This is a genomic window from Paenibacillus sp. SEL3 (genome assembly GCF_054602585.1).
Genome location: NZ_CM137725.1, coordinates 946,237 through 964,733, shown reverse-complemented (window position 1 = coordinate 964,733; position 18,497 = coordinate 946,237). Strand labels below are relative to the sequence as shown.

Annotated in this window: 16 protein-coding genes; 15 read left to right on the top strand and 1 reads right to left on the bottom strand. The window is 46.0% G+C overall.

The window, feature by feature from the left end:
* The first annotated feature begins 23 nt into the window (after positions 1 to 23).
* From ACYCS5_RS04605 to ACYCS5_RS04550, 12 genes are all read left to right on the top strand, one after another.
* A complete protein-coding gene (locus tag ACYCS5_RS04605; protein ID WP_029515676.1) occupies positions 24 to 2,675 on the top strand; it encodes an Hsp70 family protein in 2,652 nt (883 codons plus the stop codon).
* 62 nt (positions 2,676 to 2,737) lie between these two features.
* Positions 2,738 to 3,250: an RDD family protein gene (locus ACYCS5_RS04600; RefSeq protein WP_029515675.1), complete on the top strand. Its 513-nt coding sequence runs from the start codon at positions 2,738 to 2,740 to the stop codon at positions 3,248 to 3,250.
* Between the two features lie 68 nt (positions 3,251 to 3,318).
* Positions 3,319 to 3,897: an RDD family protein gene (locus ACYCS5_RS04595; RefSeq protein ID WP_029515674.1), complete on the top strand. Its 579-nt coding sequence runs from the start codon at positions 3,319 to 3,321 to the stop codon at positions 3,895 to 3,897.
* 107 nt (positions 3,898 to 4,004) lie between these two features.
* Positions 4,005 to 4,781, top strand: a complete 777-nt coding sequence (locus ACYCS5_RS04590; RefSeq protein ID WP_029515673.1) for a hypothetical protein — start codon at positions 4,005 to 4,007, stop codon at positions 4,779 to 4,781.
* Positions 4,782 to 4,806: 25 nt separating this feature from the next.
* Positions 4,807 to 5,406 carry a hypothetical protein gene (locus ACYCS5_RS04585; RefSeq protein ID WP_013311463.1) on the top strand — a complete coding sequence of 200 codons (600 nt, stop codon included), beginning with the start codon at positions 4,807 to 4,809 and terminating at the stop codon, positions 5,404 to 5,406.
* Positions 5,403 to 6,815: a phage tail protein gene (locus ACYCS5_RS04580; RefSeq protein WP_459760890.1), complete on the top strand. Its 1,413-nt coding sequence runs from the start codon at positions 5,403 to 5,405 to the stop codon at positions 6,813 to 6,815. Before ACYCS5_RS04585 ends, ACYCS5_RS04580 begins: the two co-directional genes overlap by 4 nt.
* Complete coding sequence (locus tag ACYCS5_RS04575; RefSeq protein WP_029515670.1) at positions 6,812 to 7,459, top strand: hypothetical protein; 648 nt, start codon at positions 6,812 to 6,814, stop codon at positions 7,457 to 7,459. The genes ACYCS5_RS04580 and ACYCS5_RS04575 overlap by 4 nt, the downstream gene beginning before the upstream one ends.
* Entirely contained in the window at positions 7,441 to 7,965 is a 525-nt protein-coding gene (locus tag ACYCS5_RS04570) for a hypothetical protein (RefSeq protein ID WP_029515669.1), read from the top strand. Before ACYCS5_RS04575 ends, ACYCS5_RS04570 begins: the two co-directional genes overlap by 19 nt.
* Before the next feature lie 15 nt (positions 7,966 to 7,980).
* Complete coding sequence (locus ACYCS5_RS04565) at positions 7,981 to 8,373, top strand: DUF4280 domain-containing protein (RefSeq protein ID WP_029515668.1); 393 nt, start codon at positions 7,981 to 7,983, stop codon at positions 8,371 to 8,373.
* Between the two features lie 21 nt (positions 8,374 to 8,394).
* The gene (locus ACYCS5_RS04560; protein WP_459760889.1) at positions 8,395 to 11,223 is read left to right on the top strand and encodes an AHH domain-containing protein; all 2,829 of its coding nucleotides are present in this window, start codon (positions 8,395 to 8,397) and stop codon (positions 11,221 to 11,223) included.
* The gene (locus ACYCS5_RS04555; RefSeq protein WP_342444562.1) at positions 11,220 to 11,708 is read left to right on the top strand and encodes a hypothetical protein; all 489 of its coding nucleotides are present in this window, start codon (positions 11,220 to 11,222) and stop codon (positions 11,706 to 11,708) included. Before ACYCS5_RS04560 ends, ACYCS5_RS04555 begins: the two co-directional genes overlap by 4 nt.
* Positions 11,709 to 12,476: 768 nt before the next feature.
* The gene (locus ACYCS5_RS04550; protein WP_459761298.1) at positions 12,477 to 13,409 is read left to right on the top strand and encodes a DUF2167 domain-containing protein; all 933 of its coding nucleotides are present in this window, start codon (positions 12,477 to 12,479) and stop codon (positions 13,407 to 13,409) included.
* Between the two features lie 171 nt (positions 13,410 to 13,580).
* On the opposite strand, the gene ACYCS5_RS04545 is transcribed toward ACYCS5_RS04550, so the two are convergent.
* On the bottom strand, positions 13,581 to 14,612 hold the full coding sequence (locus tag ACYCS5_RS04545; protein ID WP_459760888.1) for a PocR ligand-binding domain-containing protein: 1,032 nt from the start codon (positions 14,610 to 14,612) through the stop codon (positions 13,581 to 13,583).
* Between the two features lie 188 nt (positions 14,613 to 14,800).
* On the opposite strand from ACYCS5_RS04545, the gene ACYCS5_RS04540 reads away from it, so the two are divergent.
* The 3 genes from ACYCS5_RS04540 (at position 14,801) to ACYCS5_RS04530 (ending at position 18,176) form a co-directional block, all read left to right on the top strand.
* The gene (locus ACYCS5_RS04540; protein WP_459760887.1) at positions 14,801 to 15,934 is read left to right on the top strand and encodes a glycerol dehydrogenase; all 1,134 of its coding nucleotides are present in this window, start codon (positions 14,801 to 14,803) and stop codon (positions 15,932 to 15,934) included.
* Between the two features lies 1 nt (position 15,935).
* The gene (gene dhaK, locus ACYCS5_RS04535; protein WP_459760886.1) at positions 15,936 to 17,696 is read left to right on the top strand and encodes a dihydroxyacetone kinase subunit DhaK; all 1,761 of its coding nucleotides are present in this window, start codon (positions 15,936 to 15,938) and stop codon (positions 17,694 to 17,696) included.
* A gap of 228 nt (positions 17,697 to 17,924) precedes the next feature.
* Positions 17,925 to 18,176 carry a hypothetical protein gene (locus ACYCS5_RS04530; RefSeq protein ID WP_039273050.1) on the top strand — a complete coding sequence of 84 codons (252 nt, stop codon included), beginning with the start codon at positions 17,925 to 17,927 and terminating at the stop codon, positions 18,174 to 18,176.
* Positions 18,177 to 18,497 lie beyond the last annotated feature (321 nt).

Genomic DNA, 18,497 nt, shown 5'->3' with positions numbered 1-18,497 from the left:
GGCTAAGAAAGGACATGTGAACGATGAACGGACCCTATACATACAGGTTGCTAGACCCGCTCACCGATCGAAAAAGCATACGCTTCACGGCGAAATACACGCGGGCGGAATTGGAGCAAATGACGACCTTTCAGTTACGTGGAATATGCGATAAGGAACGACTGGTCGAGGGCTTTGCCAATCGCCTGGCACGTGAAGAGTTGATTCGCGTGATTTTACGTTTTCGGAGCGCGGAAGAGCATTTACTCATCACAAGGCCAAATCCTGGCGGCTTTGAACGCATGGAATCGGCACTACAGCGAAACTGGAACGACCGTCGGCAGGAGAGCAGCGGCATCCGGGTTCCCGCCAAAATCACGCTGTATCAGGGTGTACGCACAGGTCGCATGGACAACTACCGGATTGAATCCGATTTGCCTTGGCTGAGCTCATCTAATGTGCTGCTGGTGAATGCAACAGGAGAACTGTGCGGTGTTTTGAATTTGGTGAAGGATGAGACACGAACAGGCGTATATTATCTTTCTCGTCATCGTGATGCTGAACTGCGAGAGACGTCCAATCATAGTTATAGCCTGCTGTTTCTGCGAAGACAGGAATCAGAATATTTTTATAACCTCTACTATGGAGATAAGCCAATGCTGCCGCTGAAGCTTCAAGGTCACCGGATTCCGGTGGCAGAGCTGATCATTCGGGGCACGGAAACTACAGATGCGGTACTTGCGATTGATTTTGGCACCTCGAACACCACAGCAGGTGCTTATTTGGATAGCTCCTACGTTACGGCTCCTGATACAGGTATGAGCAGCACAGTAAGGCTGAACGCCATCAATTATGTGTCATTCCCCGGCCCAGAAGGGGCAGAAGGCGACTGGATCGAAGTATTGCCGACTGCTATTCGCGTCGCAGATTGCTCCAATCCAGAACATATCCTTTATGTATTTGGGGAGGATGCACTACGTGGATCTGACGTGGCAGGAAGCCGTGCAACAGTATTGCGGGGGATCAAGCGGTGGGTCAACGATTATAAGCGAATTGAGGAATTAATGGATTCCGAGGGGAATACAGCAACCGCTTCCCGCAGTGATATTTTAGCTGCTTTTATCCGTTATGTGATTGCTACAGCCGAGCAGCAATTTAAGTGTCGGTTCCGCAACCTGCACTTTTCTGCTCCAGTCAAGCTACAGCCCCAGTTTATAGAGATGTTTAGTGATATTTTGCCTGATTACCAGATTGAAGCGGAGGATGCGCTGGACGAAGGGCTGGCTGTGCTGTACAACACGCTGGCAGACCAGATGGAACGAGGGACTTTTGCGGATGGTGAAGAATATCAGGCACTTGTCATTGATTGTGGTGGAGGCACGACAGATTTGTCTTCCTGCCGATTCCGAATTGAGGACGGACGTATTGCTTACAAGCTGGATATTCACACAACATATGAAAACGGGGATACCAACTTTGGCGGCAATAATCTGACGTATCGGATTATGCAGTTTATGAAAATTGTATTTGCAGGTTATTATGCTGCCGAGACGCGTTTGCCTGACACCGATATTGATGCCCTGATCGGCATTCCTTCGGGAGATTTGTACCGTCATGTGGATGAGTTTGGTGTAGATGCTGTATATGCGGGACTGGAGGAGCGCTACCGAGAGGCAGAGGCCATCTTGCCTACCGCGTTCAAACAGTATGAGCATGCTACACGGGATGAATATCAGCGGGTACTGAGTAATTTTCATCTATTGTGGAGCGCGGCAGAAAATATGAAAAAGGAATTTTTTCTACGTACGGGGATCTTGCGCAGCCGCTTCGAATCCGAGCAGGTATTATCTGCTGAAAGCGACCTGAACATTGCAGTGATGGACCGTTGGCTGGTTTCAGTCATCGAGAACGGACGGTTTCGTGATGAATATGGTTTGCCTGATGTGGTGTTTAACATTCGGGAAATACAGCAACTTCTTAAGGCGGACATCTACAATATTGTGCGCAAGTTTCTGGATGAGTTTTATCTGGAGGGACGCTTGCAGGATTATTCGATTATCAAGCTAACCGGGCAATCCTGCCGGATTGACGTATTTCGCGAAGCACTCAAGGAATTTGTACCGGGGCGCAGTATTGAGTTTCGTCAAAAGGCAGAGGACCTCAGCCGGGTACCTGAGTTGAAAATGGCCTGTCTGCGCGGGGCTATCCGTTACCTGAACGCTAAAAAAATGGGCACGATTGAGCCTGTCATTACCAATCATATTCCGGCTATTCCGTACACGGTCAGCGCATGGACGCATACGGGACGCGAGAAGGAGCTGATTGCAAGTTTGGAAAGCAATCGGGTACGCGGTTCTATTTCCCGGCCGTCTCATGCGGCTGAGGTGGAGTTCTTCCTGACGGCCGACGGCGGCAAGCTGCGTCAGCGCCATGTGTATCGTAGTCGGCCAGAAGCTTTTGAACCCATGCCGTATGAGGAAATTGCAGTGCTGTACGGGCGGGATATCCCGCAGGATGATACGGACTCCATCCGTAATGGGGAAACGAAATATTTTGTTTTTGTCGGAGATAGCCGCTGGGGCTTTTATGTAGTGCCGATTACTCGCCGAGATGAATTGCTGCATCTGGGACCCAAACGCTTTTTTGCCTTCGAGAATGATCTCTCCGAGCTGGATTTCTTTGACGGCACGAAATAGTAAATTAAGGGTTTTGCAAAATGCTGAAATTAGAAAAGTACACAACACTTGGAGGGGATAACGTGCTGTATGCAGGTTTTTGGAAACGAACTTTGGCTTATATCATCGATGGCCTTATTCTATGGTTTGTATTTTTAATATTTGGATTGATCTGGATGGTAATTCGGACCTTAGGGGATTGGGTACCGTCTCCGGCAGAAAGCTCTTTGCTCTCAGACGGATCGTCTTCTATTGTTACCATGAAAGTAATAGGACAGACCTTGCTGAATTGGGGAGCTATATGGCTATATTATGCGCTTATGGAATCATCGAAATGCAAAGCCACGGTGGGCAAGCTGGCTCTCGGCATCGTTGTAGTAGATGAGTTTAATCACAAGCTCAGCTTTGGACGTGCTAGTGCCCGCTACTGGAGTAAGCTTCTATCAGTCATCATTTTGTTCGCCGGCTTTATTATGGCAGCCTTTACGGCGAGAAAACAGGCTCTCCACGATCTGATTGCCCGTACCTACGTTGTGGACAAACGCGAGCTGAATTATATCCTTCGTGAGCAGGCTGGGCGCGGAGCTGGAATGTAACATTTAGGTTGGCACACAGATTCAAAGATTCTGATGAACAGCAGGCTTTAAACAGGAGGAGCAGTAGGATGTACGCTGGTTTTTGGAAAAGATTTTTAGCCCATTTGCTAGATTATACTATTTTATTTGTGACTATTCGTTTGATTGATACGTTGCCGTTTGTGACGATAGGGTTTGTCTCTGCGTTCGTAAAAATGCCGAATTTTTCGGAGTTTGTTTCACACTTAGACGATGTGTCGGTGAGAATTTTGGGAGCTATTATTATTTTTGGCCCTCTTTTATTGGATTGGCTTTACCACACCATCATGGAATCATCAAAATGCAGAGGAACGGTCGGCAAGCTGGCTGCGGGGATTGTCGTTGCGGATGAAAATAATGAAAAAATATCTTTCGGACGGGCCAACGCCCGCTACTGGGGTAAAATCATTAGCTTAGTCACTATATTTGTAGGCTATATCATGGCAGCTTTCACTGAAAAAAAGCAGGCGCTGCATGACAAAATCGCTCGTACCTATGTGGTGAACAAAAATTGGCTGGACTACTCTGAGTATATTAAGCAAAATCCATCGCTGACAGAGATGCCTGTCCCGGCTCCTGCACCCGGTGTGAATCGGTTGTCCGTTCCCTTGAATAAAGAAGAGCAGTAATGACGTCGCAGAGCGACCCGGCTGGCGCATAACGTTGCTACGCAATGTCATTACTGAGGTGCCGGGCGACACTTGTGCCGAAATCGGCACGGAGAGGAGGAAACCACATGTTAACCCATATCGTGCCGAAGTTCGAGAAAGGCCGTATTCTCAAAACCGAGATGCTAGAGAACCTGCGGGACTACCCCCGCAGCTTTCTCGATATCCGGTATCAGGATTATTCGGATGGCATCATTACAGGAATGAACGTAACTGTCGGGGAGTACACGCTAACCATTGGTAGAGGCATCGTGAAGCACAAGGGTAGATTGTATCTGCTGGAGCAGGAGCAGGAAGTGCCGTATGCGGCCACAGGGCGGCTGTCGGTGTTGAAGCTGCTCTTTTTGGAGCAAACAGATCGCCCGGATTTCACAGCCCATCATGCAGATATCGTGCTGGAGGATGAGGCAGAAATCGGTCTGGATGAGATGGAGCTGGGCCGATTCAAGCTCAAAGAGGGAGCCGTGCTTCGCTCGGATTATCAGGATTTTGCCGACATGGCAACGGAATTCAATACATGGAGTGATATCCATGCTCCTTTTGCGGGTTTGAAGCAGAGTACATTGCGCCCGGAGACGATGCGCTACTTCGCATCCGAGCTGCTTAAAAGTGGTGCATCCGATCCGATGGATTGTATGTTTGCCCTCATATGCCTGAACTCAGAAGCCGTAGACAGGGAGTCCATTCAGCATTACATCGCAAACCGAAATGGTGCGGAATACAGAGATTATTCTCATGCTCAGTTGCATAGACAGCTAGTTCTTATTCTAGAAGGCGCCGGACGTGGAAAACGAACAGCAGGCCGTTGGCAGGGCGGCGGAGCCGGACGGATGATTGTGGATTAGAAAATCAGGTAGAGGAGTGTGCATTATGAAATATGAGGATGAAAAGATTTTGGATCAGCTCCGTGAGATGGAGAAGCTGAAGAGGCCTAACAATATTTTAGCAGGACCCATAATCATTGACGGTCAATCCTATGTGTTTGAAGAGCGGTCTTTCTTTAAGGATCGGCTGAAAATGCATGTCCCCTCTATCTTTACTCCAATGCCCAAGCATTTGCAAAAGATTAAATATCCTCATGAGCAACGTCCAGAAATGATTTTGACGAATGATTTGGGCAGTGTGGATGTTACCCTGAATCGGGTGGACCAGACGCTACAAGATGAATGGGTGGAACAGCTCACTTCTGGCATGAAGGCAATGATGAAAAATATGAATCCTGCCCATGTATTTTATGAAGAAAAAATAGAAGAGGTACATGGTAAGCAGATTGGCTATTTTGACTTTAAAAGTCCTGCGCTGGACCAGCCCATCTACCACAATATGTTCTACTTTGAGCTGGAAGGAAAGACGGTCATGGGAACATTTTGTTGTCCGTATAAGCAGTATGCTGAATGGCGGGATGTCGCCCTACAGATGATACGCACCATTCAAACGGTTGACGAGGCAGAAAAGGAGGGATATGAATGAGTAACCCCATTTACACCACAGCAGATGTTCAGGTGGCCCCTTATCAGTTTCAACGTGTATTAAGTATCCATCTCATTAAACAGTTAAACGAACATGTGAGCTTCTGCATACGTGGAATTGTTTCGGAGGACAAGCTGGATCAATACGTAGAAAAAGCAGATGAAGATGAGCACATCGAAGTCTTCTTAAAAAGTGAAGGCAAGGAGATCCGGCTTTTTCAGGGAATCGTCACGAATATTGCTGTAAAAGCTGTAAACGGAGTATGCGAGCTTACGATTGAGGCTAGCAGTGAAACCTTAATAATGGACATTCGCCCCAAACGTCGTTCATTCCAAAAAACAGCGGAATCATATAACAATCTATTTTCGCATGTTACAAGTTCATATACTGATGCAGAAGTGATTGACGAGGCTTCTCATGGCGCAGCTATCGGTGAATTGTTAGTGCAATACAATGAAACGGACTGGGCTTTTGTCAAAAGAATTGCTTCTCGGCTGCATGCTGCTTTAATTCCAATTACGATGCAACAAGGATTGAAATATGTGATTGGTATCCCCCATTCTAGTGCCCCTCAACCGCTGAACGAACATAACTATTCCATAAAAAAAGACTTGAAGGAGCACAAGCTCATGTCCCGTAACGGACTGCCGGAATACGGTGAGTCTAACAGCTTGAGTTATGAAGTGACCAGCAACAAAGTGCTAGAGCTGGGCAGTTCCGTCATTTTTCATAGAAGAACGCTTTACATAGCTAGGGCGGAGACGACCACGGAAGGAAATCTGATCGTTAATCGTTACATTTTACGGGATGCACATGGGTTAAAATGCCCAACCGTCTATGCCTATGATCTTTCAGGAGCCTCTCTGTTTGGCAAGGTAATTGATATTTCCAAAGAAAAAGTAAAAATCAAGCTGGAAATTGATCAAGGCTCGACTGCATCCGGGGCTATGTGGTTTCCCTATTCTACGGTTTATTCTTCTCCTGATGGCAGCGGTTGGTATGTTATGCCGGAAGCAGGTGATCAAATTCGTCTGTACTTTCCGGATGAACGGGAGCAGCATGCTTTTGCCGCCAGTTCTGTCGATCTTGCCTCCTCTGATCCTGTTAAAAGAAGTGATCCTGCGGTTAAAAGTATCAGCACCAAATACGGCAAACAAGTCGTTTTCAAGCCTGGTGCAGTAGAAATTATCAACAGTGGGCAAATGCTCATGCGTCTCACGGATGAAGGCGGGATCGAAATTAATAGTAACAAAAAAATAACCCTGTCTGCTCAGGAAGATATCCAAATTACAGGGGGAGCGAAAATTATTATGGAGGGGAAAGAAGGCGTAAGTTTTATTCAATCCGGAGCCAAACTCGACATCATGGACGATGTGAGATTAACCGGGGGTAAGGTGAACATTGAATGAAGCTCATGGATCGGGATGCTGCGTTGCAGGATTTGCTGGAAAAGCACGTATTTACGGAATGGATACATGATTTGGCTCTTATTGAAAACAACTTTCTGACGCGCCAGCAAGCCATTGAAGACGAGCTTATAGCAGCTCTAGAGTCGCTATGCCAGCTCGCTACCCTTCAGCACGAGCAAGGTCGTAAGGGGGATATTCGATATATTTATATCTCCTTGCTCAGAACTCGTGTTGCGAAAAATAAAGCGGTTTATCGTCTAGATGCCTATGATGAAAATTGGTTTCTGGATGAGACTGAATGCGCTGTGGAATGGTCGGCAGACTTTGTTTTCGAGCCTCTGTTCAATCGTATGACTAAGCTGGAAAAGCTTAAATCAGATTATGCCCGTAAGATCTCGACGATGGATATTGAACAAATTCAACAAATTGAGGCGGTCAAATACCATCTGCTCACTGTAGAGTTCTTGAAAAGCCAGATGCCAGTTTTTATAGCTTCCCCTTCGTTAGAAAGGATGCCAAAAGCAAATGTATGCACGATATTTGCTGGAGAGTATCGAGATGATAGCGAAATATTGTGCCGTTTTACGCGTAGTGAGGGAGCTGAGACACGAAAGGAGGAATCTTCATGGATTATTTCCTCTTAAAACAGGATGTGCGGTATACCCATGTTCCTGCGCTACAAAAGGTGATGGAAACGATTGATCCGTGGAAGCTGTATGATTTGCAGCCGGAGGATATTGTCAAGCCATTGATGTTTCACGTGAAGGCAGATGCAGAAAGTATTTTTATTGATTATCTAGAAGGTCCCATCCCACTCATTTCAGATGCTTTAAAACGCCTTGTCCAGGCCTATGTGCCGGAGATGCCTATGAAATTAACGATACTTACTCAGATCGAACAGAGGATACAGAAGAATTACTATATTCCTTTTGTGGAGCGGCTTGCAGCAGTACATCCAGAAAGCGAATGGAATTTAGATCAAAGTGTGCTTAGAAAGCTGGTATTACGTGCAGATGCTATTCGGGGCCACAAGATATTTAGAATCCAGGAGAGTGCTATCCCGATGATCATCGTCCGTTTGGACATTGCGGAAAGTATATTGCGGCGTGATTATACCGGGATCGCTTTGGAGCAAATTCAGGTGAAATAGGGAGGGAAAGGGCACATGTCAGACAATGAGTATTATGTCGTACGGGGGGCTTGTATGCGTTGCACTTGCGGGACGCATCCTCGAAAGATCAATTTGCCGAACAGCCACGGGGCTTATGTTAACGGTAAACCCATGATGAATGAAGGAGATTATTCTCCTGAGAATGTCCCTCATTTTGGAATTTGTACCAGTCCAGAACAGCCGAGTGCCGAGACTATATATCTGATCGCCGAAGATGGCTCCACAATCTCAGGGAAGCCATGCCTACCAATGCTGACGGATAAGTGGAAAAACACAAAAGAACCGACAAAGGTGGAAGGCCAGCCAGCCTTGACGACCTCTTCATTTCAGACTTGTTTATATCATGGATTTATCGAATTTCATACGAATGGCCAGCAGGAGGAGTAGCTGGAAGGGAGGTTTGAAAACATGATAGGATATGATCAGATTCGAATAGATTCCCCTTACCCCATTCAGGTCTTAAAGGATGTTCAGATCGAGTGGAAGCCGGGTGAGCATGGGCGTATTACACTCACAGGCATTTGTAAGGAGTCGAGTCATGCCACGGCTGCGCTGAATGCGACCTCAGAGGATCAGCTACATGTGTATGCGCAGAATGGACAAGAGGAAGTCAGCTTGTTTAAGGGTGTCGTCCATACGGTAGAAGTTGAGAACCATAATGGAGTGTATACACTTACACTGGAAGGAATCAGTGGCTCATTTGAGCTGGATATTGTCAAAAGAAAGCGGTCTTTTCCTGAGGAAAAACAAACATATAAACAGTTAGTGAATAAGCTTGCTCAAGGCTATGAGCGAAGTGATGTCTTGTACCAGACCGGAGAGCAGTCGGTAGGCGAAGCCATTTTACAGTATGATGAAACCGACTGGGAGTTTATGAAACGGATGGCGAGCCGTTTACATACAGTGGTGGTCAGCGACATATGGGAGTCCGCATCGCCGAAGCTGTATTTCGGCATGCCTGCTGGCACCCAGCGAACAATTCGGAAGGATACGCCATATACGGCAAGTAAGGATTTAAAGGGCTATCAGCGGGCAGGCGGAAAGTCAGCCGGGCTACATGATACCGACTTTTTCAAATACGAGATTGAAAGCGGAGAACGGTATGCTCTTGGAGACGAGGTGCAATTTCGCCAGAAAATAATGATTGTAACTGAATTGCGAAGCCGCATGGAAAAGGGGCATTTGCTATTCAGTTATGTGTTGGCCCGCGCAGAGGGCATTCGCAGTGATTTCATCCCCAATCCCAAAACAATCGGAATTTCTCTGGAAGGAGAGGTCATTGCGGTACGGGGAGAGGAAGTGAAGCTGCGGCTGGCGATTGATAAGGATGATGGGGTATCCGAGCCGCATTGGTATCCGTTCGCTCCCCCAACGGGAAGTGCGATGTACAGCATGCCGAAGGTGGGAACACAGGCAAGCCTGTACTTTCCAGATGCGTCGGGTTCCAGAGCAATGATTTTGGGTGCGGTTCGTACAAATGGAGACGGTTGCGCGAAAACGAGTAATCCTAATGATCGATATTTTGGAACGGAGCATGGAAGTGAGCTGAAAATGGCACCGGGTCGCATCCATATCATGGGTGATCCGGGTGGGACATTGCAGATGAGTCTGGACGATGCTACTGGAATTGAATTAACTAGTCCCAGGAAGTTATCGTTAGAAGCAGAGCAAGAAATCATTCTGAATACGCCGAAGAAAATCATTATTGACGGAACCAGCCAGGTCATGGCGTATCAAACGGGAGGAAGCACGGGGCTTTCGGTAGAAAACGAATACCACGTGTTGGGAGGAAACGTCTGGGCGGACGGTAGCGACCGAACTGCATACCCGCCGTTTGATGATGAACCGAAGGAAGGCGAGCCACCTCCACCGCCGCCACCCCCTGAACCGTTTAACTGGGGCAAGCTGGGGATGAATATTTTGGGCGGTTTGGCGGTTGTGGCAGCCGTAGCCGTGGTAGCAGCCATTACGGTAGCGACGCTTGGAGCGGGTACGGTGGTCATTGCAGCGGTAGCCGGAGGAGCGCTGCTGGCGGGTGGCTTGGGTGTAGCAAGCTTGGCCGCATCAGATATCGCCCGAGGGGAAGTGAGCGACTTCAGCGACTATGCCCTGACCGGTTTGAAAGAAGCGGGAATCGGGGCGGTATCTGGAGCAATCTTTGGCCCTCTCGGTGTAGGGGGAACCTTACTGAGGAAAGCAGCGATCGGCGGTGTCACAAATGCCGCGGAAAATCTAGCGAGTCAGGTGCTAAGTGGTGAAAAGATCAACTGGGGCTCAGTAGCAAAGGACGCGGGATTGGGTTTTGTCACCGTGGGCGTACTGGATTCCAAAGTAGGCAAGGCCATTGGCGGATTCGCTGAAAAAGTAGGCAGCAAAGTTACACCGCAATGGATTAGCAAAGGTGTAGATGCAGTCGGGGCAGGCTTTGGCAAAGCTGTAACCAAGCTGGAGCAGGCCGGCAGTAAACTGGGGCAGAAGTTCAATGAGCAGCTGAGTAAAATGGCAGACGGCCTCAGCCCCGGGAAGTTGGCCACAGCCAACGGAGCGCCAGTTCCGCACGTTAATAAGATGGACAGCGGACCACTTCCACAGACAGATGTGCAGAAGAATTACAACAAGGTCATGAAGGAAATGGAAGAGAGCGCGGCGAAAAAGCTTGATGGGACTGTCGAATCTAAGAGATTGATTCCGGGAACCCCTGGTAAGGTAACGGGGGGAAGCTCCACGAAGTTAGGTAAGAATATGTTTGAAGAGATGGGGTTACGCAGGTCTACAAAGCGTACTCCTTATCAAGCACAGCATGTTATTCCAGCAGAGTTTAACGAACATCCTGTTATTGAAAAAATAGGAATGGATATGGACCATGCCTCCAATGGTTTTTTCCTTCGCGTTCCAGATAAATATACGAGTTCAACCTCGAGGCATCAAGGTTATCATTCAGTTTATAGCGATTTTGTAGAGAGTAAACTTAATAAAATAGATATAAACCAAGATATAGCCACTATTGAGAAGCAAGTTTTTGATTTACAACAAAAGTTGAGAAAGCTTCAAGAAAAAGGGCTACCACTATATATGACAGATGATTATCTACAAAAAGAATTGAAAAAAATAAAATCCAAAGGTATGGATGATTATTTACTTGACAGAGCTAAAAACAAAGATAAAATTAAGCCTGTTTGGGACAGAGGCGGGGGCGCAACAATAGATTTGTGGGAAAGGTGGTTTGATAAGTTATGAAGTACGGAATACACAGTAATTTGGTTGAAGAGGTTATTCAATTCTCAAATTCTATGATGGATTTTCCAAAAACAGAGAGGCCTCAAAATATTGTTACAATTAATCAATATGAAGAGGCGAAAAGGCTAGCCATTACTGAAGTTTTCGGTGAAGATGAATATACTTGGTCTGATATAAGACAACTTGAAATGGGAAAAGTTAAAGGGAAGTTGTATAAATTAGATTCTTCCCAAAAACCTAGTGGTTTGGATGAATTAACTGGATTAATAGCTGATGGTCTTAGAAGTCAAATAACGGACTCTTATAGTGATTTTTTTGAAAGTGTTGTAGTAGATTTGAGAAACTGCGCAATAAATCGTGCAATAAATGGTGAGATTGAAAATTTTTACGAACAAATTTTTAGAATCTATAAGGCTGGTGGTTTTCCTTGTGGGTGGGATGGTGATTACCCAGACGAAGGAAAACTTATTGCTTACTTTGCTTAAAAAAAGTAATGTTTTTGTTTACTTTTTTTGACTAAGGGATTGTAGATACAATCAACAAGTAGAACGTTGTACCAAACTTAAACAAATACTTAAAAAACAAAAAAACTTATTTCACTCGAAAAATGAGAGGAATAAGTTTTTTACTTGTAGAGAATGACCAGTTGTGTGCTCATTCAAATATTGGTCAATAGCCCCTAGCCCCCAAAACAAGCAGTAAACTTGTATGGGAGCTTTTCAATAATTAGCTTATTTCTAATCAATCAACCCTATGAAAGCATATACATTCTTTTAAATAAAAAAGTTGACATATGTCTAAAAACAGGTGAAAAGTCACTAAGACTAAAGTCTCTTGTTAGATGAATTATGCATTCCTTAATCTGATGAAATTCGACATTTTTTATGCTGGATAGATTGTTCGAAATTAAGCTAGAAGTCAACGGGGTTGTCGTATCAAGGAATAAGCCTCTTTTAGGTATTCATAAGTAGGAAACTGGAACGGAGAAGTAGTGCTATTGCGCAATTGTGCTTGTCCTTTATGAGTTTTTCTTATCGCTCATTCACATTTTATTAATTCAGTTCGATTAGATTAGAATATTTGCATACATATGTATAAAAATGAGTATTAAGTCTCGGAAACTCCCTTCGCTACTGTGAATTGACAAAATATGAAGCAGTGGCTAATATGGTTGGGGACACGGGAGATATTGGAATTTAAAAAAGGGGTTATGAGTTTTGAACAAGAGACTAGATAACAGATGTAGTAACAAAATGAAATGGGGCCAAACGATTTTTGGAGCGCTGTTGGCGCTTAGTCTGGTGTTACTCAGTGGGGGTAACGCGTGGGCCTCATCTAATGAACAATTAAATTGGATTGAGGGCGGCCGAAAGGTAGACTTGGGAAAAATGGCTACGGTTGAACTGGACTCATCTCTTCTTTTCTTGGATGCAGCTAACACAGCAAAGGCAAGCGAGATGAATCATGACAAGCCATCTGGTAAGGAGATTGGGAGTATATTTCCGAAAGATGAAAATCAAAATTGGGAAGTTGTTTTTGAATACGATGAACTTGGACACATCAAGGATGATGAAAAAGAAGATATCGATGCGGATGCCATTCTAGATAGTTATAAAGAGGGGACGGAAGAGAGTAACAAGGAAAAAGCGGAAAGTGATCGCTTGTATGTTACGGGCTGGGATGTCGAGCCTTTTTATAATGAAGGGACCCATAATCTAACCTGGTCTATGCTGGCGGAGGATGGGAACAAGGAAAAACTGATCAATTATAATGTTCGATTGCTCACTCGTCAGGGTTATATCTCTGCAATATTAGTGTCCGATCCTGCGCATTTGGACGCAGATAAGAAGTTTTTGAATGAGAACATATTACCCAAGCTGATAGTCAAATCAGGTGAGCGGTACGAGGATTTTAATGCTTCAACGGACAAAATTTCCGAATACGGCCTGACCGGATTGATTTTGGGAGGAGCAGGCTTGGCAGTAGCTAAAAAAGTAGGCTTGTTGGCATTACTCATTGCTTTTTTTAAGGGCGCGGGAATTAAGGTTATCCTACTTATTGGTGCTGCTTGTGCAGGTGTGTTTGGCGTGATAGGCAAGTTTTTTGCCAAATTATTTCGCAAGAAAAAATCGGAATCCATGCACAATGAAACGAACGCCCAGGATCAGTCAGAAACACTACAGTAAAGATAAAAAAACACTCTATAAAATTGCTGATAAATAGGGGATGATGATTGAGCGCAAAACACAATCTCAGGCAGCCTGATAAGTACACACGAACATGTAGCTTGGGCAGAAAATTATGAACAGATGATCATGGTGACGTTAGACCCGTGAATCATCTGTTTTTCGTTTGTTTTATCCCTTGTAATACTTTCGGTACACCGCGGGCGTTGTGCCTTCATACTTTTTGAATATTTTGATAAAATACCCCGGCTCATTAAAGCCGAGCTCGCTACTGATCTGAGATACAGGAATATCTGTAGCTTCGAGCAACTGCTTCGCCCATCTAATCTTCAAGCGGGAAAGATAGCTGGAAAAGTTCTCACCCGTTTCCTTGGCAAACAGCCGACTAAAATAGCTTGGGCTAATGTGGCACAAGTCAGCCATGGCTTTCAAAGAAAAAGTTTCACCCTTGTGCTCAAAGATATATTCGAAGGCGGGTTTGAGTACGGGATTTCCGCACGGAATATCCACATCTTCTGAGGAATTCAGATAGGCATCTGCTAAGAAATTATTCATTTCTTTCTTAAGGTTTTCGATATGCTCCAGCGAGTAGCCAGGAAGGATCTCGGACAACTGCGGAGTGGACTGTGTGGCCGACGCCTTCTCGAACATTACTGCGAGGAGATTTTTGTTCATCGCTTCTTCAACAATATAATTACACAGTAAGGATAACATGTTGGAGATCGTCTGAATTTCCTGATAGGTCATGGAGGGCAGATCGGCGTAGTCGTTCTTAAGTTCCTCCCATTTGGAACTGTACAGTTTTTCATTTTTTGACGTGAGGATTTGCTCCAGCTGTAGGGCACTCGAAGGATCGGCTAAGCGGACCTGACCTGCCATGACGGCGCCGATGTACTTATCGTCAATAATGATCGGTACCGCGATGTCGACGATGTCATAATGACAGAGATAAATATAAGGTTTGTTGGAACGTACCGCTTCAAGTCCACCGCGAGAGTCACATTTTTGGCAGTAGGGAAGGAGATTCTCATTCTGACGAACCTTCTTGCAGAACGATTGGCATTGGCTGTGGCTAGTTACGGGATTCCCTTTATAATCGACGGTAAGAATAGCTAATTGGGTAACGGATGCTAATGAATCCTGCAACTGCTCCCACTTTTTTAAATCAAAGATTTTCTGGATGCTCAAATGTTCACGTATCAAGATCTCATCCCTTAATAGTAAATTATCCTGTAAGCGATAACAAAAAAGTACAATTCGTGATCCTTAGTGCAAAAAAATACGATTGTAGATTATAATATATTCCTTGATTCCTCCAATGTAAAGTTTACATGGTTCGGTTATAGTTTTAATCAGAACGAAGCCAACACAATCATAAGGAGGAATTATAGATGAGAAAAGCTTTTATCAGCCCAAGCAAATATGTACAAGGTGAAAATGAATTGTTGAATTTGGGTTACTATGTGAGCACCTTCGGCAAATCCGCTTTACTGATTGCGCATCCTGCCGACGTGGCGCGGGTAAAAGATAAACTTGATTCCACTTTGGGTAAATATAACGTGACTTTTATTGAAAGCGGTTTTATGGGTGAGTGTTCCAGACAGGAAGTATCCAGACTTCAGGAAATTGCTACTGCAAACGGATGCGATTGTATCGTAGGTCTTGGCGGCGGGAAAGCGATCGACGCGGCGAAATGCGTAGCTCAAGGGGAAGCGCTTATCATCTGTCCGACGATTGCTGCGACGGATGCACCGACAAGTCACTCGGCCGTTCTGTACACTCCGGAAGGTGCTTTCGACGATTACGCCTATTTTAAGCAAAGTCCGAGTGTCGTATTAGTCGATACCACCGTAATTGCCAATGCACCAACCCGATTCCTTGTGTCAGGTATGGGTGATGCACTGTCAACTTACTTTGAAGCCCGTGCGACCTCCCGTTCTTACTCCAGGGTCAATGCCGGACTGCCTAATGGAGTACGCGAAGGACAGTGTGTGCCAGCAGTAGGTACAAATGCGGCGATTGCACTTGCAACGCTATGCTATGAAATGCTGTTGAAAGACGGTGCCAAAGCAAAAGCGGCATGTGATGAAAACCAGGTTACGCAAGCACTCGAGAATATCATTGAAACTAATATTTTACTCTCAGGCCTCGGCTTCGAGAGCGGCGGACTTGCGGCGGCCCATGCGATTCATGATGGACTCACGATTTTGGAAGGCACGCATCATTATTATCATGGAGAGAAAGTTGCGTTCGGCACGATCGCACAGCTGGTGCTCGAAAACGCACCGACGGAAGAATTACATCAGGTACTTGATTTCTGTTTAGCCGTCGGTTTACCGGTCTGCTTGGCTGATATCGGCGTCGATCATATCAGTCAGGAAGAACTCATGGAAGTAGCTGCAAAGGCCTGCATTCTGGAGGAATCGATTCATTCCATGCCGTTTCCGGTCACAGTGGAGCAGGTTGCAGCGGCAATCGCTGCGGCCAACCGTATCGGGAGCCAGTACAAAGCGGAGGTAAAGTAGCATGAAAAAGGTCATCAACCGTGCGGAAAATTTGGTTCTTGAGATGTGCAGTGGTATTGCGCTCGCGCATCCTGAGTTGGAATTTCTGCCAAAATACAAAGTGCTCAAGAAAAAGGAATTGAACGCGGAGAAAGTAACGCTCATCAGCGGCGGTGGCAGCGGGCATGAACCCGCCCACGCCGGCTTCGTTGGCCAAGGGATGCTCGATGCCGCGGTCTGCGGTGATGTCTTCGCCTCTCCCTCACAAATTCAAGTATATCAGGCCATCCGAGCGACGACCGGGAAAAAAGGTGCGCTGCTGATTATCAAAAATTACAGCGGCGATATTATGAACTTTAGAAACGGCGCCCATCTGGCCACTGAAGACGGTCTGGAAGTGGACTATGTAAAGGTTGAGGACGACATCGCGGTAGAAGACAGCCTATATACAGTCGGACGGCGCGGAGTGGCGGGAACGGTACTCGTCCACAAGATCGCGGGTGCAGCGGCGGAAGAGGGCCGGAGTCTGGCGGAAGTTAAAGCAGTAGCCGAGAAAGCCGCTGCGAATGTACGCAGTATCGGATTCGCATTGACTTCGTGTACCGTGCCGGCGAAGGGCACGCCAACATTAGAGCTCGGGCATGATGAAATCGAGTACGGCGTCGGCATTCACGGCGAGCCTGGGACCAGCCGCGAGAAGCTGACGGATGCGGATACGTTGGCAGGCAGAATGGTAACCGATCTCCTTCGAGACATGCAGATTGAAACTGGCTTCAGCGGAGAAATCGCCTTATTGATCAATGGTTTCGGCGGTACTCCTTTGCAAGAACTGTACCTCTTCAACCATTCGGTTACTCGCGAACTAGCAGCGAAGGGGATCAAGATTGATCGCACTTTTGTCAACAATTATATGACGAGTATCGATATGTCAGGTATCTCGGTTTCCATCATGAAGCTGGACAACGAACTGAAAACGCTCCTCTCCCATGAAAGTAACGCGCCTGCGTTCAAGGTGGCTGGACCTGTTGATCATGTCGTATTCACGGATATTTCAACTGTAGCAGACGAAAAGCGGCAAGTATCCTTTGAGGTGGAAACGGACCCTGCCTTCGCAGTTATTGAGAACAACAAAGTTACGTTGAACAATCTTACCTACCTAGTCGATAAGATGAGTGAGGTTATCATCAAGAATGAGGTACCTTTCTGCGATCTTGACGCTCATGCAGGCGACGGCGACTTTGGCATGAGCGTTGCTAAGGGATTTCGTCAGCTGAAACGGGAATGGAGAGACATTCTGAATCAAGACTCTTTGACGATGGGAGCCTTTCTTCATTCATGCTCGCTCGTCATCATGGAATACTGCGGTGGCGCTTCGGGTCCGATCTGGGGCTCAGCATTTCGCGCAGCGGCACGATCTGCTGGCGAACGAACCGAACTCACCGTTTCCGAATTCGCAGATATGATGCAGGCTGCGGTGCAAGGCATACAATCAACAGGCGAACGTTCTTTCGGCAGAGGAGCCGTTGTTGGCGATAAAACGCTTATTGATGCATTAGTGCCATGTGCAGATAGCTGGTTGGAGAGCGCAAAATTAGATTTTGACGTGAAGACAGCCTTTGTAAGTGGTGCTCAAGCCGCTGTATTAGGGGCCAAAAAGACGGAAGACATCGTGGCGCGTATGGGCCGTGCCGGAACGGTAGGAGAGAGAAGCCTTGGTTATCCAGACGCGGGGGCTTATGCGCTTGGCGTGATTTTTACGGAGCTTGCTGATTGTTTGAACTGATTTTCTATAAATCCAAAATTACTGGCACGAACACTTCGTTTAGATTTCCATTCCTGCCCGTACCACTCGCTAATTCTTAAAAATTCAAGGTTTGTTCATTGCAATTGATGTGCATTAGGTTTATAATTTCAGACGGATTCAACGGGCTTATCCCGGAATCCATGGGAGTTCATCCCATCTGAGCTAGCTTACTGCATGCTCAAATATGAATTAAGCGAGGGATTTACAATGAAAACCTGCTGCACCATCCAAGTTGATGAAGACAGTTTAGTTATTGATTTGCCAGAAGAAGGAACCACGCTAGAGTCCCTGCTCGGTGATATTGAGAGCTGTGGAGGTAGTGAAGAACCTTGGCTGCAACTTATTGACAAGGTAATAGGTAACTCATCTGAGACTGTACTGACAGAGCAAGCGACGGATGGCGGCGATATGAAGAAAGATCAGACGACCAAAGAACCTCAAGCAACTGCTCAGGGGTAATAGGGAGATCATACGTTAAGACGATATTTGTAACATTATTCGATCACATATAAGATCATCTATAAGACTGCTACCGAGCCAAGGCACGGGAAGCGGTCTTTTTTTATTAAAATAACTAAAATTCTCCGAATTTTGCAATGGGTAAATGAGTCTTTTGTCCCTTTAGTACTCCATAGTAGCCAACCAAGTAGAACACATCCCAAAACCGTGACTTCCTGTTCATTTTCTATCATAAAGTCGAAATGTAACATGGAACTAACTATAATAGTAGTATCATCCATATACAGGTAAGTGACATCGATGTTTGGACCTGATCCTCTT